Below are 25,577 nucleotides of genomic sequence, written 5' to 3' on the forward strand. Positions count from 1 at the left end.
AGCCGCACTTGCGCGCACGGAAGCACGATGTCGTTCGCTCATCGTTATGAAGCCACCGAGCCCGAACGGGCCAGCGTCGATGCGCGCGCAGGCCCGGCTGTCATCGAGTTCGGCGCGAACTGGTGCGGCCATTGCGTCGCGGCGCAGCCGGCGGCCGAAGCGGCCTTCGCCGCGCACCCCGACGTGCACCACATGAAGATCGAAGACGGCCGTGGCAAGCCGCTCGGGCGCTCGTTCCGCGTGAAGCTGTGGCCGACGTTGATCTTCCTCCGCGATGGCGAGGAAGTCGCGCGCCTGGTGCGTCCGACGACGACCGGTCCGATCGCCGATGCCCTGTCCCTGATCGATCCGCCGCCGTGATCGACGAGCCCGCGTCGCCGGCCATGGAACCGCGCGCGGGCGAAGCGCCGCAGCCCTCGGCGCGCTGGCTGGAGATCGCCGACCGTGCGGATGTCGGCCTGCTGCGCGTGGACGCCGGCGGACACCTGGTCGACGTGAACCCGGCGGCTGCACGCCTGCTCGGGCGCGGCATCGATGTGTTGCGCGGCATGGCCTTCGAATCGCTGGGCGGCATTCCCGACCGCGATGCGTTGCGGCGCGCGATGGCCGCACTGCATGCGGACAAGCGGCCGGCGACCGTCGCGATCCAGATCGGCCGGCCCGATGGCGGAACGCTCGCGGCCTTGGCGCGCTTGACCGCCGTGCGCGATTTCACCGGCGTGCTGCGCGCGGCGACGATCACCTTGCTCGAACTGGACGAAAGCGATCTGCCGACGCTCGTCGAGCCACAGCGCCCACGGACGGCCACCGCGCCGGATACCACGTATCGCACGCTGTTCGAGGAAATCGACCAGGGCTTCTGCGTGATCGACGTGTTGTTCGACGCAGACCAGGCCGTCGACTATCGCTTCGTGGAAACCAATCGCGAGTTCGAGCGCTACACCGGCCTGGTGGACGTGGTCGGCCGGACCATGCGCGAGCTCGTGCCGGACCACGAGCCGCACTGGTACCACTTCTATGGCGATGTCGCCCGCAGCCAGCGGTGCGCGCGGACGATGCTGCCGGCGCTGGCGCTCGGTCGCTGGTACGAAGTGCATGCGTTTCCGTTCGGTCCTGCCAAGAGCGGGCGCGTCGCGGTGCTCTTCGAAGACATCTCCATGCGCATGCGCACCGAGGTGGCGTTGCGCGAAAGCGAAGAGCGCTTCCGCTGCCTGGCCAACGCCTCGCCGTCGATCCTGTGGAGCGCGACGTCCAACGGTGCGATGACCTGGCTCAGCGATCGCTGGACCGAATACACCGGGCAAGCCCTCGACGTGACGCGCGAGGAACGCAACAGCGTGATCCATCCCGCCGATCGCGAGGCGGTGGCGGCCGCGTGGCATCGCGCGTTCCAGGGCGAGCCGTTCGAAACCGAGCTGCGCCTGCGCCGGCACGATGGCGCGTACCGGTGGTTCCTCGTGCGGGCGAATCCCGCGCACGACGCCGCCGGCAACCTCACCGGTTGGTACGGCGCGACCACCGACATCCACGACCACAAGCTGGCCGAACACGCGCTGCGCGAGGTGGACCAGCGCAAGGACGAGTTCCTCGCCACGCTGGCGCATGAATTACGCAATCCGCTCGCGCCGCTGCGCAATTGCCTCCACATTTTGCGCATGGCCGAGCAGGGCGAGGCCGGCGCGCATGTCGACATGCAACGCCTGCATGGCGTGATGGAACGGCAGGTCGCGCAACTGGTGCGGCTGGTCGACGATCTGCTCGAGGTCTCGCGCATCACGCGCGGCATGGTGCCGATGCATCTGCAGTCGGTGTCGCTGGCCGATGTCGTCGATCGCGCGGTGGAAACCAGCCGGCCGTTGATCGATGGCGCGCATCATGACCTCGCCGTGGCGATGCCTTCGACGCCGCTCGTGTTGCACGCCGATCCGGTGCGCCTTGCGCAGGTGTTGTCCAACTTGCTCAACAACGCGGCGAAATACACCGAGCCGGGCGGACGCATCGTGCTGGAAGCGCGGCGCGAGGACGACGAAGCGGTGATCGTCGTGCAGGACAACGGCCTGGGCATCGCGACCGACCAGATCGAACGCCTGTTCGATCTGTTCAGCCAGGCCGAGCATTCCATCGGGCACGCGGCCGGTGGGCTCGGCATCGGGCTGACCCTCGTGCGCAGCCTCGTGGAAATGCACGCGGGTTCGGTCATCGCGCGCAGCGCCGGGCTGGGGCAGGGCAGCGAGTTCGAAGTGCGCTTGCCGCTCGCGCAGGGCGAAGCGGATCCGGTGGTGCCCCAGGAAACGGTGCCGGCCTCCGGCGCGCGCATGCGCCTGCTCGTCGTCGACGACAACCGCGAACACACCGATTCGCTCGCGCTGTTCCTGCGCATGCAGGGGCACCAGGTGCGCACGGCGTACGACGCGGCGTCCGCGCTCACCTGGCAGGTCGCGTTCGCGCCGGATGCGGTGTTGCTCGATCTGGGCATGCCCGGCGTGGACGGTTACGAAGTGTGCCGGCGCATGCGTGCGGCCGATGGCGGCGATCAGCTGATCGTCGTCGCCATCACCGGCTGGGGCCAGCCCGAAGTGCGCACGCGGACCGCGGAGGCCGGATTCGATGCGCACGTGGTGAAGCCGGTGGACCCCGCCGCGTTGGAAACCCTGGTCGGCTCGCTCCTGCGAATGAAACACCGCGCATGAAAAACCCCACCCCTGCGCATGCAGGGGCGGGGCTTGGGGGAGCGTTGCCTGGAGAAGGCGGGGTTAGCTCGTACGCCCCGTGCTTTCACCACGATCCTGCTGCTGCGAGGAACCCTGCGAACCCTGCTGCATGTCGCGATCGCTCGACTGACCCTGCGAGCTCGCGCGATTCCACGCGGCTTCGCACGCCTGGCCGGCACCTTCGCTCCACTTCACCGCCTGCTCGTTGCCCTGGGTCCTGCTTTCGTATTCGCTGCGCAATTGGTCTTCGGATTCGCCGAAGCTCTTGCCGCCACTTTGCTGCTGGCCCTGTTCACCGGTCTGGTAAGCCTGCTGGTACTGCTCGAACTGTTGGCCCTGCTGGAAATACGGCTCGCTCTGGAACTGCTGCTGCCAATATTGTTCCGAGCCCGACTGCGTGCCCTGTGAACCTTGCTGCCCCGCCAAACCTTGTTCGCCCTGCTGCTGTTGGCCCTGCTGCTGCGATCCACCCTGCGCGCCCTGCATGCCTTGGTTCTGCGAACCCTGCGACTGCGAACCCTGGCCCTTCTGATCCTGTTGGTTGGTCATCTCGACGTACTCCACGACTTCGGCCGACATGGCCGTTGCTTGAAGGTACGCACTCGCCTGTTAGCGAAAATGTTGCGAACAGTGAAGGAGCGGCTAACGAAGTTCAGCGTAGTGAACCCACCGCGGGGAATTGCGTGGTCATTCGCGCGCCGTGCACGACGCCCCAGCGAATGCCGATGCGATGCAGGCGCGCTTCCATCGCCGCGCGCATCGTCGGCGGCGTGCGTTCGAGGATTGCCGCATGGCGCTCGGCCCACGCCGATGCGAGCGCGAAGACGTTGCCGGCCATCGACTGGATCCGTGGCATCTCGCGATCCAGCGCTTCCAGTTCGGCTTCCAGCGCCGGCCCAAGATCGACCGCCTGCCCAGCGATGGCGTGCTCTTCCATGGTTGTCCCCTGTCGCCCCGAGGGCGCCCTGGCCGCACGCTCGCGGGTTGCGGGTGCAGCCGGTGTGACGATGCGCCCGTGAACCATTCATCCGCCGAGACGTGGGTAGCATCCGCTCAGTGACGTAGCGCACGGAATGGACACGGGGCGGCCCCTACGCTGCCAGCCTCAGGGGGATCCACGTTCCATGGTCGCGAAATTCGGTCGATCGCCGGTGCACGAGGGCGCGGCGCAGCTTCCGCTGCCCGAGCGCCTGCTGCGCGCATCGACGCCACAAGACGTCGTGCAGGCCTGGTTCGAGGCCGATGCGCAACTCGATACGCACTGCGCTTGCGTCCTGTGGTCGACGCACTGGCCCCGCGACATCGAGGCGTTCCCGCCTGCGTGCGCGGACGCCGGGGTCATCGCAGACGCCATCGATGCGGTCTCGCGCATCCGTGCCGGCGAGAACGACGACAGTAATCCGCGCGTGCTCTACGACGACGGCGAGGGCGCGGTTGCCGTGCTCAACAGCCCGCACGCGGAGATCCGCCCTTGCGCCACCACGGTCGCGCGCCTGGCCGAAACCCTCGACCTGCGCCGCATGCGCGAAAGCGTCGCGCGCCTGGAGCAGGCCGAGAAGTTGCAGCGCTCGCTCTACGCGATCGCCGACATGGCCGGCTCGGACCTCGAGATGCCGGACATGCTGCGCGGACTGCACCGCATCGTCGCCGACCTGATGTACGCGGAGAACTTCTACATCGCGCTGTACGACCGCGATCGCGATGCGCTGCGCTTTCTCTACTTCTCCGATGTCGTCGACGACGAACTGCTCGCGCCCGAGGAAGAGATTCCGCTGGCGCGCATCGAGCGCGGCCTGACCTGGTACCTCACCCGCGACAAGCGCCCGCTGATGGGCTCCACGCCCGAACTGATGCAGCAGGTCTCCGGCCCGTTGCGCCTGCACGGCGCGGACAGTTCCGACTGGCTCGGCGTGCCGATGCTGCGCGACGGCGACGTCCACGGCGTCGTGGTCGTGCAGAGCTACACCGGCAATCGTTGCTACACGACCGCCGAGATGTCGCTGCTCGCCTTCGTCGCCGAACACATCCTCACTGCGCTGGAACGCAAGAGCGGCCGCGTGGAACTGGAGCGGCACGTCGTCGAGCGCACGCAGCAGTTGCAGGTCGCCAACAGCGAGTTGCGTCGCGAAGTCGGCGAGCGCGAACGCGGCGAACGCCTGCAGGCGGCGCTGTACCGCATCGCCGCGCTGGCCAGCCTGGACGAGACGACCGACAACTTCTATCGTCATGTGCACGCCGTCGTTGGTGAATTGATCGAAGCGAAGAATTTCTACATCGCGCTGCTCTCCGACGACGGGAGTACCGTGTCGTTCCCGTACGCGGCCGACGAGTTCGAGCGCGACTGGAGCGCGCGCTCCTACGGCCGCGGCCTGACCGAACACGTGCTGCGCACGCAACGCCCCGTACTCGTTTCGCGCGACGATGCCGCCACGATGGTGGCGGCCGGCGAAATCGACAGCGGCATGCTCGGTGCGCCGACCCTGGTCTGGCTGGGCGCGCCGCTGTTGAGCACCGAAGGCGCCATCGGCGTGGTCGCCGTCCAGAGCTACGACCGCGGCGATGTCTACAACGAACGCGATGCCGAACTGCTGACCTTCGTCTCCTACCAGATCGGGAGCTCGCTGCAACGCCGGCGCGCGGCCGAACTGCTGCGCCAGGCGAACGCCGAGCTCGAACATCGCGTCGAAGCGCGCACCGTCGAGTTGCGCGAACAGATTTCCGTGCGCGAACAGGTCGAAGCGCAGTTGCAGCACCAGGTCATGCACGACGCGCTGACCGGCCTGCCGAACCGCGTGTACCTGCGCGATCGCATCGAACGCGCGCTTGCCGGCCTGCGTCGCGATCACAGTTCGGGCTTCGGGCTGCTCTACATCGACGTCGACCGCTTCAAGGTCGTCAACGACAGCCTCGGCCACAGCGCCGGCGACGCCGTGCTGCAACAGGTGTCCAGGCGCCTGGCGGGCTGCGTGCGCAATCCCGACGTGGTCGCGCGCATCGCGGGCGACGAATTCGTGATGTTGCTCGAACACGTGCAGGCGCCCGAGACCGCGAGCAAGGTCGCGCAACGCGTGTTGCGCGCACTGACGCCGCCGCTGCACGTGGCGGGCCGCGAAATCCAGCTCTCCTGCAGCATCGGAATCGCCATCGCCGGGCAGGACTGCGAGTCGGTCGACCGCATCCTGCACGACGCGGACGTCGCGCTGTATCGGGCGAAGGACGCCGGCCGCAACCGGTTCGTGCTGTTCGACGATGCGATGCACCAGACCGCGATGGGCGTGCTCGACCTCGAACAGGCCCTGCGCGATGCATTGATGCGCGACGAGTTCGAGCCGTGGTTCCAGCCCATCGTGCGCCTGGAAGATGCCAGCGTCGTGGGCTACGAGGCGTTGCTGCGCTGGCGTCACCCGACGCGGGGCGTGCTGACGCCTTCGGAATTCCTCAAGGTCGCCGAGGACAGCGGCCTGGTCGGGCAGATCGACTGGCGCATGTTCCGCCTGGCGCTGGAAGCCGCGCGCCCGATGGTGTGCCAGTCGCGCGACGGCGTGCTGCGCTATCTCACGCTCAATGTGTCGCCGCGCCTGTTCCTGCATACCGACTTCGACCGGCGCCTGCTCGAACTCGTAGACGAAATCGGCTTCGATCCGCGTGCCCTGCGCCTGGAAGTCACCGAAGGCACGCTGCTCGGCGATCCGGAAAACGTGGTCGCGATGTTGCATCGCCTCGCCGAACGCGGGATCGTGGCCGCGCTCGATGATTTCGGCACCGGCTACTCCTCGCTCGGGCACGTCCACCAGTTCCCGCTGAAGATGATCAAGATCGACCAGAGCTTCGTGGCGCCCTTCGCGAACGGCGTGCCCTCGCGCAGTTCGGCGTTGATCGAAGCGATCCTTGCGCTCGGCAATGCGCTCGGGACGGAGATCGTCGCCGAGGGTATCGAGACCGACGCGCAGTGGGCCGTGTTGCGCGCGATGGGATGCGTGTACGGGCAGGGCTATCGCTTCGCGCATCCCGCGCCGTCCGGCCATTGGCTGGGACAGTGAAACCCGGAAGGGCGACTATCGTTCCACGGGCGTCGGCGTAACCTGTGCCGCTTCCGGGCCGCATCGGCCCCTGGAGCCCCGCCATGACGCAAACGCTGCACGCCTTCACCGCGCCGGTTTTCATCCGCACCTTGCGCAATCTCCTGCACGTCCTGCGCACCGGGCAAAAGTACGCCGCCGAGAAGAACATCGCGCCGGACGTGCTGTTGAACACGCGCCTGATCCCCGACATGTTGCCGCTCGTGCGCCAGGTGCAGATCGCCACCGACCACGCGAAGAATTGTTGCGCGCGCCTGACGGCGAGCGAAGCGATGCCCTTCCCCGATGACGAGAAGACCTTCGAGGAACTCGAAGCGCGCATCGCCCGTTGCATCGCCTACATCGAATCCTTCGATGCCGCCCGGTTCGAAGGTGCGGCTTCGCGTCCGGTGCAGGTCAAGAGCCGCCTGGGCGAACTGAATTTCGATGGGCAGGGTTACGCCACCACCTTCGCACTGCCGAACTTCTTCTTCCACGCTTCGATGGCGTACGCGATCCTGCGCGCGTCGGGCGTGCCGATCGGCAAGTCGGACTGGCTGGGCGACGTGGGCCGCTGAACGTGCTGCCGAGCGTCGACATCCAGTGCCCCTATTGCGGCGAGACGATCACCGTCTTCGTCGACGACTCGGCGGGCGAGCAGCACTACATCGAGGATTGCCAGGTCTGCTGCAAGCCCATCGTCATCGACGTGGGCTTCGACCGCGATGGCGATCCGGTGGTGCGCGCGACGTCGGAAGACGACGCGTGAAGCGCGACTAGCGCGACGGCCGGGGCTGTGCGTTCGCCTTGGCGCGTTCGTTGTATTCGTCGCTGGTGATGAAGCCGTCCGCGTTGGCGTCCATCGCGGCGAAGCGCGCGCTGAAACCGGCATCGCGGTCGGCTTCGGTCGAGCTCACGCGGCCGTCCTTGTCCGCATCGAGCGCGGAGAACGTCTCTCCGCCCGCCACGGGCGTGGCCACCGTCGCGGCGGTCGGCGGCGTCTGCGCGAGCGCCGGCACTGCAAAGGCCAACAGCAGGAAAGCGGATTTCACGGCGCGGGCTTCAGTGTCGGGTCGCTTCGTCGTCGTCCTCTTCTTCCTTGAGGGAGAACGGCACGTGGCGGCCCTGCGCGCCCTGGTTGGCGATCGCATCCCGCGTGCGCTCGCGTTGCGTGTCCGATTGCGAGTCGTGGTTGGCCATCGACTGCGGCGAACTCTGCTGTGCGGCCGGTTGCGATCCGACCGTGCGGGATTTGGAACGCGGGGTGTGGCGTTGGGTGCCCATGGGGGAGTCCTCGGGGGAGTGCTTCGGGTTGTCTGCGACCACTGTGGAGAGGCGGCCATTAACGCCGTTGCATGGCCGATGTAAAAGTTTCGTAAGTCCGCATCATCGGTCGACTGCGCGTCATCGGCGGCGTTCGCGCGGCGATGACGCGGGGCGGGCGAAGCTCGCGAACGCCGGCGAAAAGGCCTTAAAACAAGCCATTGCCCGACATGCTGCACACCGCCGCACGCGGTTACTCCAAATCCCGTGCGGGTTGGTTAATGCGGTGTGGAGGCGAAAACCGGCAGGTCGCGGAGATTCAGATGCCAAGGCGCAAGGTGCGTAACGTCGCCAAAAAGCCGATGCATCTGGCGCGACGTTTGTTCCCCCATGGAGACCGACGAATGAATCTTTCCAATCGCAAGCCGCTTTACCTCGCCCTCGCCCTGACGCTGGCTGCACCGCTGGCCTTCGCGCAGAGCACCACGCCGCAGTCGGCGACGCAGGACGCCACCAACGCCGCCACCTCGGCGACGCAGGATGCAACGCAGGCCGCCACCCAGGATGCGACGCAGGCCGCCACGCAGGATGCGACGCAGGCCGCCACCCAGGATTCGATGGCGCAGTCCAAGGATTCCATGTCCAAGGATTCGATGGCGCAGTCCAAGGGCGAGCCCGAGAAGAAGAACTGGTCCGACCTGGATACCGACAAGAACGGCACGCTGAGCGCGTCGGAAGCGGCATCGGTGTCGAACCTCTCGTCCGTCTTCGCCAAGGCCGATGCCAATGCCGACGGCGAGCTGACGCAGGACGAATACAAGGCTTACCTCGCCGCGAACGGCAAGGGCGGAGCCAAGTCGGATTCGGGCGGCTGATCAGTCGCGACCGAGTCGAAGCGTGCATGAGGCTCGCTTCGAAATAGCGGCGCTCCATCCGGCTGGTTCCTTCGGGGCCAGCCGGATTCGCGCATCAAGGCACACAGACGAGGACCCCCAATGAACAACACGATTCGCAACATATCCATCGCTGCCGCCATCACCGTCGGTTCGCTGACGCTGGCGGCCTGCGCGCACGACAAGGACGCGACGACGACCACCGAGACGTCCAGCACGACCACCACGGACGCGTCGGGTACGGCGGGTACGACTTCGAGCGACACGACGACTTCTTCGTCGATGCCGACTTCGGCCAGCACGGCGGGCGCACCGCCGAGCACGCCGTAAGGATCACGGTCGGCCCAGGGGTGCCGACCGGTGCCTTGAAGGCGACGAGTGCAGGGCGGCTTCGGCCGCCCTGTTTCGTTTCGTACACTGGTGCGCCCGATGACGCGCGCGCCCATGTCCGATTCCAACAACGATGGCATCCGCCTGGTCGGCTTCGACGGCGACGACACGCTCTGGCGCAGCGAGGACTATTACCGCGGCGCGCAAGGGGATTTCGAGGAGATCGTCGGGCGCTACGTCGACCTCGCCGATGCGCACGCGCACGATCGCCTGTACGCGGTCGAGAAGCGCAACCTGGCCTTGTTCGGCTACGGTGTCAAAGGCATGGTGCTGTCGATGATCGAGGCCGCGGTGGAAATCACCGACGCACGCGTGAGCGCGAGCGACCTGCATCGCATCGTCGCGCTCGGCAAGTCCCTGCTGCAACATCCGGTGGAACTGTTGCCCGGCATCCGCCAAGCGGTGGAAACGATCGGCGCGCAGCACGAACTGGTGTTGATCACGAAAGGCGATTTGTTCCACCAGGAAGCGAAGGTGAAGCAATCGGGCCTCGCGGATCTGTTCCGCCGCATCGAGATCGTGAGCGAGAAGGATCCGGAAACCTATGCGCGGTTGTTCGACGAATTCGAACTGGCGCCGCGACAATTCGCGATGGTCGGCAATTCGCTGCGTTCGGACATCGCGCCGGTGATCGCGCTCGGCGGGTGGGGCGTGTACATGCCGTATCACGTGACCTGGGCGCATGAAGCCGAGGCGGAAATCGCCGAGGACGAACCGCGTGTGCGGCGCGTCGCGCAAGCCAGCGAACTGCCCGCAGCCGTGACCGACATCGCACGCGTGGCCGCCTCGCTGAATGGCCGCCAGCGGACGCCAGGACGGTTAGACATCCGTTAATCGAATGCGTCGCATCGTCGCCACAGGTTCGCATCAGGGCGGACCCAAGGGAGACCACCATGTCGACGCTGTCGAAGTACATCGCACCCGCGGTGTTCGCGGCGGGGTTCGCTTTCACCGCGCTGCTGCCGAAGCCGGCACTCGCACAGGACGACGGGTTGACCCGCGTCATCGTCGATGTCGCCGACGTCGTGTTGCGCAGCGGCCAGCCTTATTACCGTTACGGGAACTATCGCGACCAGGATCGTCTCGTCGTCGGGCGCGATCGTTACGGGCGGCCGGTGTACTACCGCGTCGTGGATCGCCGTTGGAACGACGACCAGCGCCGTCATTCCTACCGCCCGTACAACCCGCCGATCTACAACCCGCTGATCTACAACCCGCCGATCTACCTGGGCAACGACTACGACCGGACCGCTCGTCGGGTGAAGTGCAACGGGCGGGGCAACTGCACCGTGACGTACTACGACCCGCAATACGACCGCCGGGGCGGGTATTACCGGGCGCCGGTGCATCACCGGGGCGGCCGCCAATGGCGCGACCACGACCGCTGATCGCTCCCCCGTGCAAGACGGCGCCTTCCGGGCGCCGTCTTCGTACCGGCCATACGCATCCGGTGCTAGCCTCCGCGCACCGATCCCCCGAAGGAGTCCTGCCATGCGCCGTCTGCGCCTCATCCAGATCATCCCGCTCGCACTCGTCCTCGCTTCGCCCCTCGCCATGGCAGCGGGCAAGACCGATTGCAAACTGAAATTCAACCTCGCCGGCTGGTCGGCTTTCTACAAGACCGCTTCAGGCGACGGCACGATCACCTGCGACAACGGGCAGAAGATGCCGGTCCACATCGTGGCGAAGGGCGGCGGGCTCACCTTCGGCAAGTCGAAGCTCGACAACGGCACCGGCGAGTTCTCCGGCGTCAGTGACATCAGCGAATTGCTGGGCAGCTACGCGCAGGCCGAAGCCCACGCAGGTGCGGCCAAGTCTTCCGGCGCCTCCGCGTTGACCAAGGGCGAGGTATCGCTCGCGCTCGCCGGCACAGGCGAGGGCTGGGACCTCGGCGTGTCGTTCGGCAAATTCACGATCTCCAAGCGCTAGCAGCACGCTCAGTCGGCGCGATGCGCGTGATCCTCGACGACGGGCGCGGCCTTGTAGGTGCGCCCCAGGTCGGTGTTGAGTTTGCCGGCGATCCAGCCGATGGTCGCGAACCAGCCCACGACGATCAACACGAGCACCGCGACTCCCCACGCATGGCGGCGCAGGAAGGCGAAGGGCGAAAGATGCAGGCGCATGGCTCGGTCCCCGATGACGGCGCCATGCTCCGCCGGCCCATGTCGCGGCCGCGTGCACGCGTACGGGGAGAGAATGGGCGCATGTTCGCGCTCGTCCGCCGATGGTTCCTGCCGCTGTTCGCGGCGATGACCCTGGCCGCTTGCGGCGATGCCGGCACGCCGCGCGACGCCACCACGGCGCGCTTCGAAAACCCCGACGCCGAGCTGCGTTGGCAAGGTGTGCTCGCGTGCGCCGATTGCGACGGCATCGACACGCGCCTGCGCCTCCAACGCGGCAACGGCGTCGTCGCCCAATACGAACTCGTCGAGGCCTACCTCGACGGCGAGGGCGCCGAATATTTCCACGAAGCCGGCCGCTGGCGCCGCGACGGCCGCCTGCTGCGATTGCAGGCGACGTCAGGCGGCGAACGACTTTACGAGATCGACGGCACGGGCAACCTGGTCGTCGTCGATCGGCTGGGGCATGCCGCGGGGCCGAACCGCGTCCTGGCGCCGGCCGGCCCGCCGGCACTGTGACACGCTGCCCATAACCGCACTTCTTTCAGAACGCATTCAGTCCGCGCGTCCACACTGCGCTGATCGCAGCCACATTGCAGGGGGCTCCATGCGTCACACCGTCAAAGCGTTGTCGCTCGCACTCGTCCTGGCCGCAGCGGGGCAGGCCGCGCACGCGCAGGATTTCACCTTCGGCTGGAATCCGCGCAGCGGCGATGTGTGGATGGACTCCTGGCTCGGCGACATGAATCGCTACGGCCAGCGCTATCGTGACCCCTTCGTCGATGAGCTCGTGCGCTACCACGGCGCACCGCGCGACATGGTCGTCGACTTGCTCGGCCCGCGTCGCTGGGCACCCGGTGATGTGTGGATGGCCTGCAACATCGCGTCGGTCATCGGCCGGCCCTGCCGCTACGTCGTCGACGTATACGAGCGCGACCACGGCAACGGTTGGGGCAACATCGCCAAGCAACTCGGCATCAAGCCGGGCTCGCCGGAATTCCATCGGCTGAAGAAAGGCTTCGTGCCGACCTACGACCGCTGGGGCCGCACCATCGTGCTCGACGCCGATCTCGAACGCGCGTATCCCAACCACGGCAAGAACAAGTCGAAGTCGCACCCGGACTACGGGGACGACGAGCACGGCAATGGCCACGGCAACAGCGACAAGGGCCATGGCAACGGGAAGGACAAGGGCCACGGCAACTCCAAGGGCAAAGGCCACGGCAAGAAATGAGCGCGTCGCCCGAGCGCGTCGTGCATCGCGGCGGCTGTCATTGCCGCCGCGTACGTTTCGAAGTCGATGCGCCCGCCGACATCGAGGCGCTGGACTGCAATTGCTCGATCTGCCGCATGACCGGTTACCTGCATCTGATCGTGCCGGCGGCGCGGTTCCGGATGTTGTCCGGACAGGACGTGCTCACGCAGTACACGTTCAACACGGGCGCCGCGAAGCATCGGTTCTGTTCGGTGTGCGGCGTCAAGTCCTTCTACATCCCGCGCAGCCATCCCGACGGCGTCGACGTCAACGTGCGGTGCCTGGATGCGGGCAGCATGGCATCGCTGCGCGTCACGCCGTTCGATGACAACGACCGCGATGCCTCAACGGCCGCGCTGGCGCATCTCACGCACGACTGAACGATGATTGCGGCGATCCGTTCGTGTACTGGCAACATTCGCGGTGCGAACAACGTTCGATTGCTGGGATTCCGATCGTGTGGTGCCATGCGCGGGAGCCAACTTCCCCAAATGTGACGCCATGAAAAAACGTTCGCCGACCTCTCTCCGCAGGGCGGAGTCGAGAGACTTGCTCTTGGCCGCAGTCTTGTTCGCGGCGGGTTCGACGCCGGCCTTTGCGCAGAGCTCGGTTGACGTCGCCATCACAGGCACGCTCCAGCCGGGACGATGCACCCTCGCGCTCAGCAGCGGCGGCACCCTGGACTGGGGCCAAATCACGACTTCCATGCTCAGCCCCGCTGGCTATACAAAGCTGACATCCAAGCCGCTGTCGATCACGGTGCGCTGCGCCGGGCCGACGCAGTACGTGGTGACACCGACGGATAACCGACAATCAACGCTCCACGCAGACGTCGCGTCGCGCTATGACACTTTCGGCCTGGGCCTGACCAGCACGGGCCTGCCGATCGGCTATTACGAGTTGGGGCCAGGGACGGGGACTGCCGACGGCGTGGCTTCGAACGTTATCGAAAGCTTCAACCTCAGGTCATGGATCAATGCCACCACGCCTTGGGAACGAGCCCACCCTTCGACATTTCAGTATCGCGCGTTGGGGACGGTAGGAAATGGTGCAACGTTCGTGACCGATGGCGTCATCAGCGTGGACGTGACGCCTTACGTCAAAGGCAGCAATGAGCTCGCGTTGAGCCAGGCCGAATCGATGGACGGGAATGTCACGTTCACCTTGATCTATCTCTGAGCTGCGCAATCACGCGCCTGAATCGAAGCTGGCTCCGGGCCACCCGGCCGACCTGCACGCGATGGCGCGCATCGTCGAACGCGGCTATGCGCGCAAGGTGCTGGGCGGTTGGGAAATCACCGAAGCCGGTTGGCTTGCGCTGGAGCGCTCGCGCATTCCCGATGCGCTGAAGTGATGCGAGGAAAAAGAGGGAGCCGCCGGCGCAGTCAGGGAGAGGGGGAGATCTGCGCCGGCCGACGGGCGTGCTCGCGCGTCTCTTCGGCTCCGGCCTGCCGATGACGCTTGGCAGGTGCATGTAGTTGAACATCGTGCGTGCGTCGCGACCATTGTCCATTGGTGCAGGCGCGTTCGCGTGCGGGACGAAAAAAAGAAGGGGCCGGTCGCGTCCATGCGAGCGGCCCCCAGGGGAAAGACAGCGAAATCAGCGGATCGAATACACGTTGGTTGCGTCGGCGTTTGCGCGTTGCGCCGCAACGGCCGCATCGCGTTCGACCAGGTAGTCCTTCACCATCTGGTAGGACTTGGTGCGCGAGATGCCGAACTCCAGCACGAGAGTCTTGGCGAACACGCTGCGCGGGCTGCCGCGCGTGATGAGTTCTTCCAGGCGGCGCAGGATCAGTTCGCGACCCGGCGTCTCGTTCTTCACCCACTGCTGGTATTCGGAGACGATGCGGCCGGCGATTTCATGCGCATCCTCCAGGTCGGTTTGCAAGCGTTGCAGTGCCTGTTCAAGGCTGCGCACGCGCTTTTCGAAGTAGTCCAGGTCGATTCCCATGTGTGTGCCCGTTGGCGTTGGATGGCAACGACAGGAAACCGCGTCCGTACGAACGCGAACATTGTCCGCGCGGGCAATTGCCCCATGGTTCCGGGGAAGATTGCCCGGAAGGACGCCGCGCAACGAAAACATGACGACCGGGCTGCTATATCCACTGGCTCGTCCGCTGCGCAAGGCGCGTCCATGGCCATCCTCGAAGCAGGCAAGCCCGCCCCCGAGTTCAAACTGCACGCGACGCCCGACCAGGTGCTTTCGTCCGATGAGTTGCGAGGCAGGCGCTACGTGCTCGCGTTTTATCCGGCCGATTTCAGCCCCGTGTGCGGCGACCAGATGGCGCTCTACAACCAGGTCCTGTCGGAGTTCCGCGGGCGCAAGGCGGATCTGTTCGGCGTTTCGGTCGATGGCGTGTGGTGCCACCAGGCCTTCGCGGAGGCACGCAATTTGCATTTCCCGCTGCTTTCGGACTTCGAACCGAAGGGCGGCGTGGCGCGCGCATTCGGTGCGTATCGCGACGGCGAAGGCGTGTCCGAACGCGCGCTGTTCGTCGTCGATGAAGCCGGCACCATCGCGTGGAGCTACTGCTCGCCGGTTGCGGTGAACCCCGGCGCCGACGGCATCCTCGATGCACTCGATGCGATGGAAGGGAGGACGTCATGAGCCTGCGCATTCCGGTGGGTGCGAGCGATCACGTCATGGGCCGCGACGACGCGCCCGTGACCCTGGTCGAATACGGCGACTATCAATGCCCGTACTGCGCCGCCGCGCAGCCGCAAGTGCGCAAGGTGCTCAAGCATTTCGGCGACGACATCCGGTTCGTCTTCCGCCATTTCCCACTGACCGAAGTCCACCCGATGGCCGCGATCGCGGCGGTGACCGCGGAATTCGCCGGCGCGCACGGGCACTTCTGGGAGGCGCATGAAACCCTCTACGCCAACCAGGCGCGGCTTGGGCCGGAGTTGCTGTTCGAAATCGTGCAGGGCCTGGGATTGGAGCCCAACCAATTGAAGGCGGAGATCGACGCGGACACTTACACCGAGAAAGTGCAGGCCGATTTCAACGGCGGCATCCGCAGCGGCGTGAACGGGACGCCCACCTTCTTCATCAACGGCACGCGGCACGACGGGGCGTATTCGTTCGAGGCGTTGTCGCAGGCCATCGAGGCGGCGCGCGCCTAGCCCGCAGTAGAATGCGGGGCCGATGAAGCCCACGCCGTCCATCGATCCCGCTGCCCTGCGCCTGTCCGTCGCCCCGATGATGGATTGGACCGACACGCATTGCCGCGTGTTCCACCGCATGCTCGCGCCGCACGCACGCCTGTACACCGAGATGGTGCATGCCAACGCGGTGGTCCTCGGCGATCGCACGCGGCTGCTGGCGATGGATGCGATCGAACATCCGGTCGCGCTGCAATTGGGTGGCAGCGAACCGGCCTTGCTCGCGCAGGCGGCGCGCATCGGCGCCGGACACGGGTTCGACGAGATCAACCTCAACTGCGGTTGTCCGTCCGATCGCGTGCAGGCCGGTCGTTTCGGTGCATGCCTGATGCGCGAACCGGCACTCGTCGCAGACAGCGTCGCGGCGATGGTCGCTGCATGCGATGTGCCGGTGACCGTGAAATGCCGCCTGGGCGTCGACGACGACCACGACTTCGAGCACTTCCTTGCGTTCATCGACACCGTGGCCGGCGCCGGGTGCCGCATGTTCGTCGTGCATGCGCGAAACGCGTGGCTCAAGGGCCTGTCGCCGAAGGAAAATCGCGAGGTCCCGCCGTTGCGCTACGACTGGGCCCATGCGCTCAAGCGCGAGCGGCCCGGGCTGCAGGTCATCGTCAACGGCGGCATCGCGACGGAAAGCGAAGCGACGGCGCACTTGGCGCACGTCGACGGCGCGATGCTCGGCCGCGCGGCGTACCACGATCCGCACCTGTTGCATCGCCTCGATGTCGCATGGTTCGGCGGTGCGATGCGCACGCGCGGCGAGTTGCTGCGTGCGATGCGTCCGTATATCGAAGACCAGCTCGCGCGCGGCGTGTATCTCAAGCACATCACGCGCCACCTGCTCGGCCTGTTCGCGGGCGAACGCGGCGGCCGCGCGTTCCGCCAGGTGTTGAGCGAAGGCGCGCACAAGCCCGGCGCCGATTGGGCGCTCATCGAACAGGCGCTTGCGCTCACGCAGGCGCCGGCCCTCGTCGCATGATCACCCGCGACATCGGCGCCTTCGTCGCTCGCGCACGCTCGCTCGCGCATGACTTCGGGCCGCCGACTGCGCGCGGCGCCTTCCTCGTCGCGCCCGACGGCTTCCGCCTGGCGACCGAATCGGCCACCGACAATCGCTACATGGCCGAACAAGCCGGTTTCGATGCCGCGCGCGCTTCCGACGAACATCGCGCGCTGCATCGCGCACTCGCGCAAGTCGTGCCGACGATCTGCTTCCCCGGCGATCCCGACGCACCCGACGGCCTGTTCCCGAACAACGTCTTCGCGACGGGGCAGGGGCGTTACGTCGTCGGCCGCATGCGTCATGCCGTGCGCCAGCGCGAAGCGACGCGCGCCGACATCCGCGCGTTCTTCGGCGGCGTGCTCGACTACGCCGAGATCGATCTGTCCGACCAGGGACATCCCTGCGAACTCACCGGCGCACTGGTCATCGACCGTGCGCGCGGCATCGGCTGGTGCGGCCTGTCGGAGCGCTGCGACGTCGTCGGCGCGCAGCTGATGCACGAAGCGCTCGGCCTGCGCGCGACGCTGCTGTTCGACCTGGCGCCGGGCGAATACCACACCAACGTCGTGCTCGCGGTGCTGGCGGGCCGGGCGGCCCTCGTGTGTCCACGCGGCTTCGCCGACCCGGCGGTGGTCGATGCGTTGCGCGCGCTGTACGCCCCGCACGCGATCGTCCTGTCCGATGCCGAGCACGCGGCTTTCGCGGGCAACGCGATCGCCCTGTCGCATGAAGTCGCGTGGATGAGCGCAGGCGCGGGGGAAGCCCTTGCGCCGTCCACGCGACAGGCCCTGGCCCGTGCGGGTTTCGAGATCTGCGCGGTCCCGCTGCGCGCCATCGAGGCGGCCGGCGGTTCGCTCCGCTGCTGTGTCGGCGAGCTCTTCTGAGGGGTCCCGAACGTCATCCGTAGCGCGACCGGCCATGAACGGCGCGCCTGCGTGAAGAAAAAGTTCAGACGTGATTCACTGCCGCGTTCGAAAAATGGCCTCCCTGCTGGATCCCGAGCCGAGCGCCCATGTCGCTGCTGTCGCTGTCCCTGTCCCGAATGTCGCTGGCGCTCGCCCTGTCGGGCGCCTGCGCCGTGGCGTGGGCCCAGCCGCAGCCGCCGCAACCGAAGCCGCCGCAGCAGCAGCGCGCGCCGCATCGCAACCAGCAGCAGGGCCTGTCCGAGTCGGTGCGGCGCGCCGAACGCAACGGCCAGGTGCTCAGTGCCGAGCAGGTGCAGTCCGACGGGCGCGACGTGAATCGTGTCAAGATCATCGACGACAAGGGTCGCGTGCGCGTGTTCTGGGACGATCCGGCGGTCAGGCCGCGGGACGCCAGGAACAACGACAACGGCGGGAAACGGCGGCAGGACAAGCCCCGTACACGCTCCGACGACGACGGCGACCCCACCCTCTGAGCCAACGGCCGCTCAGGCCTTACGCAGACACGGAGTCACCATGCGCATCCTGCTCGTCGAAGACGAAGCCCCGCTTCGCGAAACCCTCTCGGCCCGCCTCAAGCGCGAAGGATTCGCCGTGGACTCGGCCCAGGACGGCGAAGAAGGCCTGTACATGGGGCGCGAAGTGCCCTTCGACCTCGGCATCATCGACCTCGGCCTGCCCAAGATGTCGGGCATGGAATTGATCAAGGCGCTGCGCGACGAGGGCAAGAAATTCCCGGTACTCATCCTGACCGCGCGTTCGTCCTGGCAGGACAAGGTCGAAGGCCTGAAGCAGGGCGCCGACGATTACCTGGTCAAGCCCTTCCACGTCGAGGAACTGCTCGCGCGCATCAATGCGCTCGTGCGCCGCGCCGCGGGCTGGAGCAAGCCCACGCTCGAATGCGGCCCGGTCGTGCTCGACCTCGCCGCGCAGACGGTGACGGTCAACGGCGGCAACGTCGACCTGACCTCGTACGAATACAAGGTGCTCGAGTACCTGATGATGCACGCCGGCGAGCTCGTTTCGAAGGCCGACCTCACCGAGCACATCTACCAGCAGGATTTCGACCGCGATTCCAACGTGCTCGAAGTCTTCATCGGCCGCCTGCGCAAGAAACTCGATCCCGAAGGCGAACTCAAGCCGATCGAGACGGTGCGCGGACGCGGTTACCGCTTCGCGATCCCGCGCAGCGGGGATTGACCTCCTAACCTGTGGGCGACGCGCTCTTCGACAAAGCTCGGTGGCGCGCGCGCTCGTTGCAGTCGCGGCAGCTGCTTGCGGCCAGCCTCGGGCTTGTCGCGTTCCTCGCGCTCGCGGGGTACGCGCTCGACCGCGCATTCCTGGAAACCGCGCAAAGCAACCTGCGCACGCGCCTTGAGAGCTACGCGCTCGAATACGCGAGCGGCATCGAGTTCCTGCGCGACGGCACCCTCTACGTTCCCGACACCCCGCCCGAACCGCGCTTCGAACGCCCCGGCAGCGGCCTGTACGCCGAAGTCGTGTTGCCGAACGGACATTGGGATTCGCCCTCGGCACAGGGCCCGGAGCTTCCGCTCGGCGGCATGCTCGCGCCCGCGGTCGACAAGTTCGAAGGTCCGCTGCCGATCACGCGCAGCAACGGCGAGTCCGGCGAGATCTATCGACTGGGCAAGGGCCTGGTGTGGGCGGAAGGCGGGCCGCAGGGCGAATTTCCGTACACGGTCTACATTTCCGAAGACACCAGCGCGCTCGCCTCGCAGATCCGCGTGTTCCGCCGCGCGTTGTGGGGCTACCTGGGCGGCGCCGGGCTCGTGTTGTTGTTGCTGCAGATGCTCGTGTTGCGCTGGAGCCTGCGGCCGTTGCGCCAGGTCGTCGGCGAACTCAAGCGCGTGCATCGCGGCCAGCTGGCGCGCATGAGTGCGCACCATCCGCGCGAACTCGAGCCGCTCACCGAAAGCATCAACGCCTTCATCGAGAGCGAGCGCGAAAACCTCGACCGCCAACGCAACACGCTGGCCGACCTCGCGCACAGCTTGAAGACACCGCTCGCCGTGTTGCGCGCGCGGCTGGACAACCCCACGCCCGAAGCCGAGTTGCGCGAAGAAGTCGCGACGCAATTGCGGCGCATGAACGAAATGGTGTCCTACCAGCTCGCGCGTGCGGCCTCCAGCGGCCACGCCTTGTTCGCAGCGCCCATCGACATCGAACCGCACGCCGAACAGATCGTGCGCGGCCTGGAGAAGGTGTATTCCTCGCGCAAGGTCTTGTGCGAATTCGAGTTCGATCCGAACGCGCGGTTCCATGGCGAACCCGGCGACCTGCAGGAATTGCTCGGCAACCTGCTGGAGAACGCCTTCAAGTGGGCCAAGTCGCGCGTGCTGCTGACGGTCCGCGTGGGCGACACCTCGCCGGGCCGCCGCGACGGTTTGTTGCTCGCGGTGGACGACGATGGCCCCGGCATCGCGACCGAACGCGTCGCCCAACTGTTGCAACGCGGCGTGCGCGGCGACGAACGCGTGCAGGGCCACGGCATCGGGCTTGCGATCGTGCAGGACATCGTGCGCGGCTACCGCGGCGAGCTGGAAGTGCGGCGTTCGGACGAACTGGGCGGCGCGCGCTTCGAAGTGAAACTCCCGCCGGGGCTTTGATTCAGGCGAAGGGCGAGGGGCCGTACAGGCGTTCCAGGTGTGCGGCGATCGCCGGCATTTCCCTGCGCAACAACGCAGGCTTGCTGAAGTGGTATTCGGTGCAGACGGCGAAGAATTCCTCGGGCGCCTCCGCGGCGTAAGGATCGATCTCGGTGTTGCGATTGCGGTCGACGCGGTCGGCGAACGCGTCGTACGCCTTTTGGAAATCGCGCGCCCAATCGCGTTGCCATGCGCGCGGCAAGGGTGGCGTGCCGTCGAGGACGCCGTCGAGGGCATCGAGTTTGTGCGCGATCTCGTGCACCGCGACGCAGAAGCCATCGCGCGGCGACTCGAAATCCGCCTGCACGTCGGCCCACGAGAGGATCACCGGTCCGGTTTCCCACGCTTCGCCGATCAGCTCGTCGTCCCATTCGTGCAGCACGCCGGCAGCGTCCTCATGGGTGCGATTGACGCGGAAGGCATCGGGATAGACGAGCAGTTGCGACCAACCATGCAGGCCTTCGGCGCCAAACTGGATCAAGGGCAGGCAGCACAGTGCGGCGAGTTGGATGCGTTGCGTGTCGTCGAGCACCATCTCGCCGACCGGCGTGATCGCCTTCTCGTGCACGAAGCGCGAGGCGAGCGCATGCAGCCTGGCCTGGCGTTGCGCATCGAGCGGGGCGAGGAAGGGGACGTGCGCGATCGCGTCGCGCCAATGCGCGTCATCGATGGGGTCGGGGCGCAGGAAGCGCCGGAAAAGCGAACGCAAGCGACGTGCTTTGCGGCAGGCTTAGCGGAACATGCCCGGCAGGAAGCTGTGCCAGCGTGGCGTGGGCATGCGCGGCGCGTCCTCGTCGGTGTCGCCCCGTGCGGCGGGCAACGCCTTCACGGCGGCCTTGACGCTGCGCACCGGTTGCGTGATCGACGCGGTGACGCGCGGCTTGGCCGGCGGCTTCGCATTGGCCGCAGCGACCGCATTCTCGACTTCGTCGCACTGCTGCAGGTTGCCGCCCTTGCCACCGCCACCCCCGCCGGGGCCCGCCAGGTGCACATCGCGCGCAGCAACGCCCGTGCTGCCGAGCAGCATCAACACGCATATCAGGGCACGGGACGTCATGGCAGGATCCTGGTGCGGTGGGGTGCACGGCCAGGGGAACAGGCCCCGGACTATAGCGTGGATGCGGCACCGACGCAGAAAGTTGCAAGGCCGGCGACCGCCTGTCAGTCGGGCGGAAAGTAGAATCGCCGCTTCCCCCGAGTCGACGCCGACCGCATGGACGACCGCGACCTCCTCGCCCGGCTGGCCCAAGGCCCCGTCAGCGGGGACACCCTGGCCCGCGAGGCCGGCACCACGCGCGCCGCGATCTGGAAGCGGATCGAGGCCTTGCGCGCGGCCGGCGTGGAGATCGCGGCCCGCGCCGGCAGCGGTTACGCACTGCAATACCCGCTCGACCTGCTCGACGCGCCCGCCATTCAGCGAGCGCTTGCGGCGCCTGCCCGGGACGCGCTCGCCGGTCTGGAGGTCGTGTGGTCCATCGACTCCACCAACTCCGAACTGCTGCGTCGCAGCACGGATGTGCGCAGAGCGGACCTTTCGGGATCGGACGTCTTGTTGGCCGAACGCCAGACCGGCGGCCGCGGTCGCCGCGGGCGCACCTGGTCCTCGCCGCTGGCGGCGCACCTCTACCTCTCCGTCGCACGGCACTTCGGCGGAGGGCTTGCGCGGTTGGGCGGTCTTTCGCTGGTCGCCGGCGTGGCCGCGGCCGAAGCGCTGCACGCGCTCGGGCACGGCACCGTCAAACTCAAATGGCCCAACGATCTGGTCGTCGAAGACGGCGCGACCCTGCGCAAGCTCGGTGGCCTGCTCGTCGAGGGCGGTGGCGAACACGGCGGTCCGGTGCGCGCGGTGATCGGGCTCGGCCTCAACGTGCGCATGCCCGCGGCCTTCGCGCGGGAGATCGACCAGCCCTGGTGCGACCTGGCCACGCTCGGCGAACACGCGCGCCCGGGTCCGCGCACGCGCAACGCAATCGCCGCGACGGTGCTCTCGCATCTGTTGCCGGCGCTGGTGATGTTCGATCGCGACGGACTGGAACCCTTCCTCGCACGCCACGCGGCCGTCGACGCCTTGGCCGGCCGCCCGATCGTCCTGCACCAGCACGATGGAAAGCGGAACGCCATCGCCGAAGGGCTCGCGCCCGACGGTGCATTGCGCGTGCACCTCGACGACGGTGAGGTGCGTGTGGTCCACTCCGGCGAAGTCAGCGTTCGGACACGCGGGGCATGACGCAGGACTGGCTGTTCGACATCGGCAACACACGGCTGAAGTGCGCGCCCCTGGGTGCGGACGGCAGCGTCGGGCCCCTGCGCGCCTTCGCGCCCTCGGAAGTCGACGCGTTGCCGTCGGGCGAGGTCGCGTACATCGCCAGCGTCGCGGGCGAAGACGCGCGCGTGCAGTTGCTCGATGCCTTGTCGCGCCGATTTCGCCGCATCTGCATCGCGCGCACGTCGGCGACCTTCGATGGCCTGCGTGTCGCCTACGCGCATCCGCAAAAGCTGGGCGTCGATCGTTTCCTCGCGATGGCGGGCGCGCGGGATGCCTGGCCTGCATTGATCGTCGGCGTGGGCACCGGGCTGACGATCGATCTGGTCGACGGCGAAGGGCGGCACCGCGGTGGTCGCATCGCGCCCTCGCCGACGCTGATGCGCGAAATACTGCATGCCCGCGCAACGCAACTCGCGCCGACCGGCGGCGCGTATGTCGAATTCGCCGACGACACGGAAGACGCCCTGGCCTCGGGTTGCGAAGGCGCGGCGCTTGCGCTCGTCGAACGCAGCGTCGTGGAAGCCACGCGCCAGCTCGGCACGCGCCCGCGATTGCTGTTGCATGGCGGTGGCGCTGATCCACTGCTCGCGCGCCTGGATCACGCACACCTGCGGCCTGCACTCGTCCTCGAAGGCCTCGCGCGCTGGGCGCGCCTGGACGCCGTCGCATGAAACGACGCGCCCTCATCGTCTTGCTGGTCGTGATGAACCTCGGCGTCGCTGCATGGTGGGTCTCGCGCACGCCGCCCACGCACGAAGACCGCGTCGCACTGCCCGAAGGCGTGCCGCGGCTGCAACTGCTACAGGAGGCACCGCAACGCCCGCGCCCTGCGGCGCCGCCGCCCGCCCCGCCCGTCGCCGCCGCCGCGATCCCGGCCGACGCGCGCTGCCTGTCCTTCGGTCCCTTCGACAATCCCGCGTTGTTGCGTCGCGCGCACGATCGTCTGCAAGCGCAGGTGCTGCGCGCGAACGTGCGCAACGAAATTCGCGGTGCACCGCGCGGCTGGCGGGTGTTCGCGCCGCGGCAGGCGAGCCGCGAAGCGGCGCAGGCCTTGGCCGATCGCATGACCGCGGCGGGCCTGGACGATCTGCTCGTGATGCCGGCCGGCGTCGACCAGGACAGCGTCGCGCTCGGCCGCTTCGGCAGCGAAGACTCGGCGCGTCGCCGCCAGGCGCAGGTGCAGGCGGCGGGCTTCGCCGACGTGCAGGTCGAACCGATCGGCGAGGTGCGTACGCGCGGCTGGATCGACGTCGCCGTGCCCGCGACCTTCGACGCCGCCGTCGCCGCGCGGGACATCGCCGCGCCGCGCACCGAACCTGCGGACTGCGCGTCGTTGCGCTGATGCGCCAATGGGGTAGGATGCCCGCGCTTTCGCCGGCATAGCTCAGTTGGTAGAGCAACCGCCTTGTAAGCGGTAGGTCGTCAGTTCGATTCTGACTGCCGGCACCACAGACCGCATTCGAGTGGTCCCAGGGCAACTTTGCGACACACAAGACCCCGTTAATGACGGGGTTTTTTGTTGCAAGACATGCCAAGGCGTCCCATTGAAGCCCAACAGACGCGGGGGTATCGTTGGGGGTACAAGGCCCCGATGGGGGTACAGCCTGGGGGCTCGAAGTGGCAGCGGACACCGGAAAGCTCACGGCGGTAGCTATCAAGTCGGCCAAGCCGGGAAAGCACTTTGACGGCGGTGGCCTGTATCTCGACGTGCGCCCGAACGGTTCGCGCTACTGGCGAATGAAGTACCGCCACGGGGGTAAGGAGCGTGTCTTGGCCTTCGGGGTTTATCCCGAGGTTTCACTGGCGGAAGCGCGACAACGCCGAGACGCCGCTCGCAAGGAAAGACGCGATGGCCTAGACCCCGGCAACGTGAAGCGCGCACGTAAGGTGGCGGCTCGCGTCGCGACGGCTAACAGCTTCGAGGCGGTGTCGTCCGAATGGATGGCAACCCAGAAGAAGAAACTGGCCCCGACGACGTTCGCCAAGTCGCAATGGTTGTTGGGTCAGGTCCTACCGTGGCTGGGCTCGCGTCCAATTGCCGAGATTGAGCCGCCTGAGCTATTGGCCGCGCTGAAGCGTATTGAAGCCCGCGGCGCGCACGAAACCGCGCACCGGACAAAAGAAAAATGCGGCCAGGTTTTTCGCTACGCCATTGCCCACGGCACCGTAAAACGCGACCCCACCGCCGACCTGCGCGGCGCATTGGCTCCTATCGTGCGAACGTCGCGCGCCGCAATCACGGACCCAGCCAGAGTGGGCGCACTCCTTCGGGCGATCGATGGCTATGCGGGCCAGCACGTCACCCGTTGCGCCCTGCGACTGGCGCCGCTGCTCTTCGTGCGTCCCGGCGAACTCCGAGCGATGGAGTGGAGCGAGTTGGACTTGAGCGCGCCCGAGTGGCGCATCCCGACGCATCGGATGAAGATGCGCGACGCGCATGTTGTCCCGCTGTCCCCGCAGGCCGTGGCGATTCTTCGCGAGCTTGAACCGCTGACCGGACGCGGCCGATATTGCTTCCCAAGCCTGCGCACGGCGAGTGCACCTATGAGCGAAAACACACTGAACGCTGCTCTTCGTTCGCTTGGCTTTGACAAGGACACGATGACCGGCCACGGCTTCCGCGCAATGGCCAGCACGCGCTTGAATGAGCTTGGTTGGGCGCCAGACGTGATTGAACGCCAGTTGGCTCACGCCGAGCGGAACAAGGTACGCGCCGCTTACAACCGCGCGCAATACATGGCCGAGCGCGTGAGGATGATGACGGCATGGGCTGATTATTTGGACAGCCTGCGATTAGGTGGCTGGGTAATACCTATTAAGCGCAACGCGAAGTGAACCGCATAGCCGCGTCTATTCGA

33 protein-coding genes and 1 tRNA gene are annotated in these 25,577 nt (G+C 67.0%); 25 read left to right on the forward strand and 9 right to left on the reverse strand.

Annotated features, from left to right (window positions below; genetic code table 11):
- Nucleotides 1-27: 27 nt before the first annotated feature.
- Together ACXJJ8_RS06805 and ACXJJ8_RS06810 are read left to right on the forward strand one after the other, a co-directional pair.
- A complete protein-coding gene (locus ACXJJ8_RS06805) occupies nt 28-360 on the forward strand; it encodes a thioredoxin family protein (protein WP_499028045.1) in 333 nt (110 codons plus the stop codon).
- Complete coding sequence (locus tag ACXJJ8_RS06810) at nt 357-2,690, forward strand: PAS domain-containing hybrid sensor histidine kinase/response regulator (RefSeq protein ID WP_499028047.1); 2,334 nt, start codon at nt 357-359, stop codon at nt 2,688-2,690. The genes ACXJJ8_RS06805 and ACXJJ8_RS06810 overlap by 4 nt, the downstream gene beginning before the upstream one ends.
- A gap of 63 nt (nt 2,691-2,753) precedes the next feature.
- Here ACXJJ8_RS06810 and ACXJJ8_RS06815 read toward each other — a convergent pair whose 3' ends face one another.
- Complete coding sequence (locus tag ACXJJ8_RS06815) at nt 2,754-3,290, reverse strand: hypothetical protein (RefSeq protein ID WP_499028049.1); 537 nt, start codon at nt 3,288-3,290, stop codon at nt 2,754-2,756.
- 73 nt (nt 3,291-3,363) lie between these two features.
- Complete coding sequence (locus tag ACXJJ8_RS06820) at nt 3,364-3,648, reverse strand: hypothetical protein (protein WP_499028051.1); 285 nt, start codon at nt 3,646-3,648, stop codon at nt 3,364-3,366.
- Between the two features lie 187 nt (nt 3,649-3,835).
- Here ACXJJ8_RS06820 and ACXJJ8_RS06825 point away from each other — a divergent pair, with 187 nt between their 5' ends.
- The 3 genes from ACXJJ8_RS06825 (at nt 3,836) to ACXJJ8_RS06835 (ending at nt 7,538) form a co-directional block, all read left to right on the forward strand.
- On the forward strand, nt 3,836-6,751 hold the full coding sequence (locus ACXJJ8_RS06825) for a putative bifunctional diguanylate cyclase/phosphodiesterase (RefSeq protein WP_499028053.1): 2,916 nt from the start codon (nt 3,836-3,838) through the stop codon (nt 6,749-6,751).
- Nucleotides 6,752-6,834: 83 nt separating this feature from the next.
- On the forward strand, nt 6,835-7,347 hold the full coding sequence (locus tag ACXJJ8_RS06830; RefSeq protein ID WP_499028055.1) for a DUF1993 domain-containing protein: 513 nt from the start codon (nt 6,835-6,837) through the stop codon (nt 7,345-7,347).
- 2 nt (nt 7,348-7,349) lie between these two features.
- Nucleotides 7,350-7,538, forward strand: a complete 189-nt coding sequence (locus ACXJJ8_RS06835; RefSeq protein WP_499028057.1) for a CPXCG motif-containing cysteine-rich protein — start codon at nt 7,350-7,352, stop codon at nt 7,536-7,538.
- Nucleotides 7,539-7,545: 7 nt separating this feature from the next.
- Here ACXJJ8_RS06835 and ACXJJ8_RS06840 read toward each other — a convergent pair whose 3' ends face one another.
- A complete protein-coding gene (locus ACXJJ8_RS06840; protein ID WP_499028059.1) occupies nt 7,546-7,821 on the reverse strand; it encodes a hypothetical protein in 276 nt (91 codons plus the stop codon).
- Nucleotides 7,822-7,831: 10 nt separating this feature from the next.
- The gene (locus ACXJJ8_RS06845) at nt 7,832-8,053 is read right to left on the reverse strand and encodes a hypothetical protein (RefSeq protein ID WP_499028061.1); all 222 of its coding nucleotides are present in this window, start codon (nt 8,051-8,053) and stop codon (nt 7,832-7,834) included.
- A 383-nt stretch (nt 8,054-8,436) separates the two neighbouring features.
- Here ACXJJ8_RS06845 and ACXJJ8_RS06850 point away from each other — a divergent pair, with 383 nt between their 5' ends.
- On the forward strand, nt 8,437-8,907 hold the full coding sequence (locus ACXJJ8_RS06850) for an EF-hand domain-containing protein (protein WP_499028063.1): 471 nt from the start codon (nt 8,437-8,439) through the stop codon (nt 8,905-8,907).
- On the opposite strand, the gene ACXJJ8_RS06855 is transcribed toward ACXJJ8_RS06850, so the two are convergent.
- Complete coding sequence (locus ACXJJ8_RS06855) at nt 8,856-9,371, reverse strand: hypothetical protein (RefSeq protein WP_499028065.1); 516 nt, start codon at nt 9,369-9,371, stop codon at nt 8,856-8,858. The two genes, ACXJJ8_RS06850 and ACXJJ8_RS06855, sit on opposite strands and share 52 nt — an antisense overlap.
- On the opposite strand from ACXJJ8_RS06855, the gene ACXJJ8_RS06860 reads away from it, so the two are divergent.
- The 3 genes from ACXJJ8_RS06860 (at nt 9,370) to ACXJJ8_RS06870 (ending at nt 11,244) form a co-directional block, all read left to right on the forward strand.
- Entirely contained in the window at nt 9,370-10,149 is a 780-nt protein-coding gene (locus tag ACXJJ8_RS06860) for an HAD family hydrolase (RefSeq protein ID WP_499028068.1), read from the forward strand. The genes ACXJJ8_RS06855 and ACXJJ8_RS06860 overlap by 2 nt on opposite strands.
- 59 nt (nt 10,150-10,208) lie before the next feature.
- The gene (locus tag ACXJJ8_RS06865) at nt 10,209-10,703 is read left to right on the forward strand and encodes a hypothetical protein (RefSeq protein ID WP_499028070.1); all 495 of its coding nucleotides are present in this window, start codon (nt 10,209-10,211) and stop codon (nt 10,701-10,703) included.
- Nucleotides 10,704-10,806: 103 nt separating this feature from the next.
- Nucleotides 10,807-11,244 carry a hypothetical protein gene (locus ACXJJ8_RS06870; RefSeq protein WP_499028072.1) on the forward strand — a complete coding sequence of 146 codons (438 nt, stop codon included), beginning with the start codon at nt 10,807-10,809 and terminating at the stop codon, nt 11,242-11,244.
- Between the two features lie 8 nt (nt 11,245-11,252).
- On the opposite strand, the gene ACXJJ8_RS06875 is transcribed toward ACXJJ8_RS06870, so the two are convergent.
- Nucleotides 11,253-11,438 (reverse strand): hypothetical protein, encoded by a 186-nt coding sequence (locus ACXJJ8_RS06875; RefSeq protein ID WP_499028074.1) that lies wholly within the window; start codon nt 11,436-11,438, stop codon nt 11,253-11,255.
- Nucleotides 11,439-11,519: 81 nt separating this feature from the next.
- On the opposite strand from ACXJJ8_RS06875, the gene ACXJJ8_RS06880 reads away from it, so the two are divergent.
- The 4 genes from ACXJJ8_RS06880 to ACXJJ8_RS06895 all read left to right on the forward strand — a co-directional run bounded on the left by ACXJJ8_RS06880 (nt 11,520) and on the right by ACXJJ8_RS06895 (nt 13,869).
- Nucleotides 11,520-11,954: a copper resistance protein NlpE N-terminal domain-containing protein gene (locus ACXJJ8_RS06880; RefSeq protein WP_499028076.1), complete on the forward strand. Its 435-nt coding sequence runs from the start codon at nt 11,520-11,522 to the stop codon at nt 11,952-11,954.
- Nucleotides 11,955-12,042: 88 nt separating this feature from the next.
- The gene (locus tag ACXJJ8_RS06885) at nt 12,043-12,669 is read left to right on the forward strand and encodes a hypothetical protein (protein ID WP_499028079.1); all 627 of its coding nucleotides are present in this window, start codon (nt 12,043-12,045) and stop codon (nt 12,667-12,669) included.
- Complete coding sequence (locus tag ACXJJ8_RS06890) at nt 12,666-13,070, forward strand: GFA family protein (protein WP_499028081.1); 405 nt, start codon at nt 12,666-12,668, stop codon at nt 13,068-13,070. Before ACXJJ8_RS06885 ends, ACXJJ8_RS06890 begins: the two co-directional genes overlap by 4 nt.
- Nucleotides 13,071-13,245: 175 nt before the next feature.
- Nucleotides 13,246-13,869, forward strand: coding sequence for a DUF1120 domain-containing protein (locus ACXJJ8_RS06895; RefSeq protein WP_499028083.1), 624 nt, complete (start codon nt 13,246-13,248; stop codon nt 13,867-13,869).
- Nucleotides 13,870-14,290: 421 nt separating this feature from the next.
- Here ACXJJ8_RS06895 and ACXJJ8_RS06900 read toward each other — a convergent pair whose 3' ends face one another.
- Complete coding sequence (locus ACXJJ8_RS06900) at nt 14,291-14,644, reverse strand: hypothetical protein (RefSeq protein WP_499028085.1); 354 nt, start codon at nt 14,642-14,644, stop codon at nt 14,291-14,293.
- A 183-nt stretch (nt 14,645-14,827) separates the two neighbouring features.
- On the opposite strand from ACXJJ8_RS06900, the gene ACXJJ8_RS06905 reads away from it, so the two are divergent.
- From ACXJJ8_RS06905 to ACXJJ8_RS06935, 7 genes are all read left to right on the forward strand, one after another.
- Nucleotides 14,828-15,301, forward strand: a complete 474-nt coding sequence (locus tag ACXJJ8_RS06905; RefSeq protein ID WP_499028088.1) for a redoxin domain-containing protein — start codon at nt 14,828-14,830, stop codon at nt 15,299-15,301.
- On the forward strand, nt 15,298-15,819 hold the full coding sequence (locus ACXJJ8_RS06910) for a DsbA family protein (protein ID WP_499028091.1): 522 nt from the start codon (nt 15,298-15,300) through the stop codon (nt 15,817-15,819). Before ACXJJ8_RS06905 ends, ACXJJ8_RS06910 begins: the two co-directional genes overlap by 4 nt.
- 22 nt (nt 15,820-15,841) lie before the next feature.
- Nucleotides 15,842-16,840, forward strand: coding sequence for a tRNA dihydrouridine(20/20a) synthase DusA (gene dusA / locus ACXJJ8_RS06915; protein ID WP_499028094.1), 999 nt, complete (start codon nt 15,842-15,844; stop codon nt 16,838-16,840).
- On the forward strand, nt 16,837-17,748 hold the full coding sequence (locus ACXJJ8_RS06920; protein ID WP_499028096.1) for an arginine deiminase-related protein: 912 nt from the start codon (nt 16,837-16,839) through the stop codon (nt 17,746-17,748). The genes dusA and ACXJJ8_RS06920 overlap by 4 nt, the downstream gene beginning before the upstream one ends.
- Nucleotides 17,749-17,876: 128 nt before the next feature.
- The gene (locus ACXJJ8_RS06925; RefSeq protein ID WP_499028099.1) at nt 17,877-18,263 is read left to right on the forward strand and encodes a hypothetical protein; all 387 of its coding nucleotides are present in this window, start codon (nt 17,877-17,879) and stop codon (nt 18,261-18,263) included.
- Between the two features lie 40 nt (nt 18,264-18,303).
- Nucleotides 18,304-18,987, forward strand: coding sequence for a response regulator transcription factor (locus ACXJJ8_RS06930; RefSeq protein ID WP_156640792.1), 684 nt, complete (start codon nt 18,304-18,306; stop codon nt 18,985-18,987).
- Nucleotides 18,988-18,998: 11 nt separating this feature from the next.
- The gene (locus ACXJJ8_RS06935) at nt 18,999-20,414 is read left to right on the forward strand and encodes an ATP-binding protein (protein ID WP_499028102.1); all 1,416 of its coding nucleotides are present in this window, start codon (nt 18,999-19,001) and stop codon (nt 20,412-20,414) included.
- Between the two features lies 1 nt (nt 20,415).
- Here ACXJJ8_RS06935 and ACXJJ8_RS06940 read toward each other — a convergent pair whose 3' ends face one another.
- Nucleotides 20,416-21,162 (reverse strand): M90 family metallopeptidase, encoded by a 747-nt coding sequence (locus tag ACXJJ8_RS06940; protein WP_499028104.1) that lies wholly within the window; start codon nt 21,160-21,162, stop codon nt 20,416-20,418.
- Between the two features lie 21 nt (nt 21,163-21,183).
- Nucleotides 21,184-21,510: a hypothetical protein gene (locus tag ACXJJ8_RS06945; RefSeq protein ID WP_499028106.1), complete on the reverse strand. Its 327-nt coding sequence runs from the start codon at nt 21,508-21,510 to the stop codon at nt 21,184-21,186.
- 156 nt (nt 21,511-21,666) lie between these two features.
- Between ACXJJ8_RS06945 and ACXJJ8_RS06950 the strand changes: the two genes are divergently transcribed.
- From ACXJJ8_RS06950 to ACXJJ8_RS06970, 5 genes are all read left to right on the forward strand, one after another.
- Entirely contained in the window at nt 21,667-22,680 is a 1,014-nt protein-coding gene (locus tag ACXJJ8_RS06950; protein ID WP_499028109.1) for a biotin--[acetyl-CoA-carboxylase] ligase, read from the forward strand.
- Nucleotides 22,677-23,390 carry a type III pantothenate kinase gene (locus tag ACXJJ8_RS06955; RefSeq protein ID WP_499028111.1) on the forward strand — a complete coding sequence of 238 codons (714 nt, stop codon included), beginning with the start codon at nt 22,677-22,679 and terminating at the stop codon, nt 23,388-23,390. Before ACXJJ8_RS06950 ends, ACXJJ8_RS06955 begins: the two co-directional genes overlap by 4 nt.
- On the forward strand, nt 23,387-24,061 hold the full coding sequence (locus tag ACXJJ8_RS06960) for an SPOR domain-containing protein (protein ID WP_499028113.1): 675 nt from the start codon (nt 23,387-23,389) through the stop codon (nt 24,059-24,061). Before ACXJJ8_RS06955 ends, ACXJJ8_RS06960 begins: the two co-directional genes overlap by 4 nt.
- Before the next feature lie 31 nt (nt 24,062-24,092).
- Nucleotides 24,093-24,168: transfer RNA gene (locus tag ACXJJ8_RS06965), tRNA-Thr, on the forward strand.
- A gap of 168 nt (nt 24,169-24,336) precedes the next feature.
- The gene (locus ACXJJ8_RS06970) at nt 24,337-25,554 is read left to right on the forward strand and encodes a tyrosine-type recombinase/integrase (RefSeq protein ID WP_499028115.1); all 1,218 of its coding nucleotides are present in this window, start codon (nt 24,337-24,339) and stop codon (nt 25,552-25,554) included.
- The last annotated feature ends 23 nt before the right edge of the window (nt 25,555-25,577 follow it).

The sequence above is a fragment of the Lysobacter sp. P5_C4 genome (assembly GCF_054049695.1).